Source organism: Mesorhizobium sp. M7A.F.Ca.CA.004.04.2.1 (assembly GCF_004022825.1).
In the GTDB taxonomy this organism is placed as follows: domain Bacteria; phylum Pseudomonadota; class Alphaproteobacteria; order Rhizobiales; family Rhizobiaceae; genus Mesorhizobium.
In genome coordinates this window covers 1-2,095 of record NZ_RZPH01001025.1, presented here as the reverse complement: position 1 = coordinate 2,095, position 2,095 = coordinate 1, and the positions used below count along the sequence as shown (strand labels likewise).

The 2,095-nt window shown below is 61.4% G+C and carries 3 protein-coding genes and 1 pseudogene; all 4 read left to right on the top strand.

Annotated elements, in window-relative coordinates:
- Positions 1-518: pseudogene (locus tag EN893_RS30715) on the top strand (preprotein translocase subunit SecY); the annotation flags it as partial.
- Positions 515-1,111, top strand: a complete 597-nt coding sequence (locus EN893_RS30710; RefSeq protein WP_013531436.1) for an adenylate kinase — start codon at positions 515-517, stop codon at positions 1,109-1,111. The pseudogene EN893_RS30715 and the gene EN893_RS30710, both read left to right, overlap by 4 nt.
- A 209-nt stretch (positions 1,112-1,320) precedes the next feature.
- Positions 1,321-1,689, top strand: a complete 369-nt coding sequence (gene rpsM, locus EN893_RS30705) for a 30S ribosomal protein S13 (protein WP_013531437.1) — start codon at positions 1,321-1,323, stop codon at positions 1,687-1,689.
- A gap of 161 nt (positions 1,690-1,850) precedes the next feature.
- Positions 1,851-2,095: 30S ribosomal protein S11 (gene rpsK / locus EN893_RS30700; RefSeq protein WP_128362047.1), on the top strand; the 245-nt coding region annotated here is incomplete at its 3' end.

The following is a 2,095-nucleotide window of genomic DNA, read 5'->3' as shown; positions in this document are numbered from 1 at the left end:
TCATTCCACCGATCTTCGCCTCGTCGCTGCTGTTGCTGCCGGCCACCGTCGCGGGCTTCTCGCAGACGACCAACATGCCGGGCTGGGCAAGCACGATCCTGGCCGCACTCGGCCACGGCCAGCCGCTCTATATGGCATTCTATGCGGCGATGATCGCGTTCTTCGCCTTCTTCTACACTGCGATTGTCTTCAACCCGAAGGAAACCGCCGACCAGCTCAAGAAGCATTCGGGCTTCATCCCGGGCTATCGTCCGGGCGAGCGCACCGCCGATTACATCGATTACGTTCTCACCCGCATCACCGTCGTCGGCGCCATCTATCTGGTGCTGGTGTGCCTGTTGCCGGAGTTCCTGATCTCGGCGACTGGCGTACCATTCTACCTTGGTGGCACATCGCTTCTGATCGTGGTCAGTGTCACGCTCGATACGGTTGCGCAGATTCAGGGCCACCTGATCGCGCACCAGTATGAAGGCCTGATCAAGAAGTCGAAGCTGCGCGGGGGGAAGAAAGCCAGATGAGGTTGATATTGCTTGGGCCGCCAGGAGCGGGCAAGGGGACGCAAGCACAAAGACTGGTAGAAAAACACGGCATACCCCAGCTCTCGACGGGCGACATGCTGCGTGCTGCCGTCCAGGCAGGCACCGAAGTCGGCAAGCGCGCCAAGGCGGTGATGGATGCCGGTGAACTGGTGTCCGACGCGATCGTCAACGCGATCGTCGCCGAGCGTATCGATCAGCCCGACTGCGCCAAGGGGTTCATCCTCGACGGCTATCCGCGGACCCTGGTGCAGGCGGATGCGGTCGAGCAGATGCTGTCGGATCGCTCCCAGGGCCTCGACGCCGTCATTGAGCTCGTCGTCGACGACAAGGCCCTGGTTGGCCGGATCGTCAAGCGCGCCGACGAGGCGCAGGCCGCCGGCCTTCCCGTTCGCAAGGACGACAACCCGACCGTGTTCGAAGAGCGCCTGAGGGAATACTACAAGAAGACGTCGCCGCTGATTGGCTACTACTATGCCAAGGGCAAGCTCCGCAGTGTCGACGGCATGGCCGATATCGACGCCGTGACGGAACAGATCGAAGCGGTGCTCAAGGACGCAGTGCGGGGAAATTAACGATTGCACTTGACGGAGGCGGTTCGCTGCGGTATGGCGGCCCGTCTTCCTATCAGGCATGAGCTTTGCTTGTCCGCAAGGGCAAGGCAGCCGCATTGAACTGGAAACTCCCGCATGGGCCGGCCTCCACCGGACGCGGGGCAACTTAAGACAGCGCCGTGCCCGCCTCGTTTTTGAGGTTGGCCGGCCCACATGGAGAAGGGAAGAACATGGCTCGTATAGCCGGCGTCAACATTCCGACCAACAAGCGCGTTGTCATTGCGCTTCAATACATTCACGGCATTGGCAAGCGGTTCGCCCAGGAGATCGTCGACAAGGTCGGCATCCCGGCCGAGCGCCGCGTCAACCAGCTTACCGACGCGGAAGTGCTGCAGATCCGCGAAACCATCGACCGCGATTACCAGGTTGAAGGCGACCTGCGCCGCGAAGTCTCGATGAACATCAAGCGGCTCATGGACCTCGGCTGCTACCGCGGCCTGCGTCACCGCCGCTCGCTGCCGGTCCGCGGCCAGCGCACGCATACCAATGCGCGCACCCGCAAGGGCCCGGCCAAGTCGATCGCCGGCAAGAAGAAGTAATTTTTTAGGGGAATAAGGGAGTAGGGGAGTAAGGCAGTAGGGAATGCCCGCCAGTCGGGTCGCACTTTTCCCTACTCCCTTACTGCCCTATTCCCCTACTTCCTTACGAAGGTGGAGCCGCTGGCATTACGGCGGTGTAGAGATCAACTGAAAGGACTATCATGGCCAAGGAAGCCGCTCGTGTTCGCCGTCGCGAACGCAAGAACATCTCGTCGGGCGTTGCCCACGTCAATTCGACCTTCAACAACACGATGATCACCATCACCGACGCGCAGGGCAATTCGATTGCCTGGTCGTCGGCCGGTGCCCAGGGCTTCAAGGGTTCGCGCAAGTCGACCCCGTTCGCTGCCCAGATGGCTGCCGAGGATGTTGCCAAGAAGGCCCAGGAACACGGCATGCGCATGCT

Excerpts from the sequence above, each read along its gene's own strand:
- EN893_RS30710 (WP_013531436.1), top strand. The coding sequence starts at position 515 with ATGAGGTTGATATTGCTTGGGCCGCCAGGAGCGGGCAAGGGGACGCAA.
- rpsM (WP_013531437.1), top strand. The coding sequence starts at position 1,321 with ATGGCTCGTATAGCCGGCGTCAACATTCCGACCAACAAGCGCGTTGTC.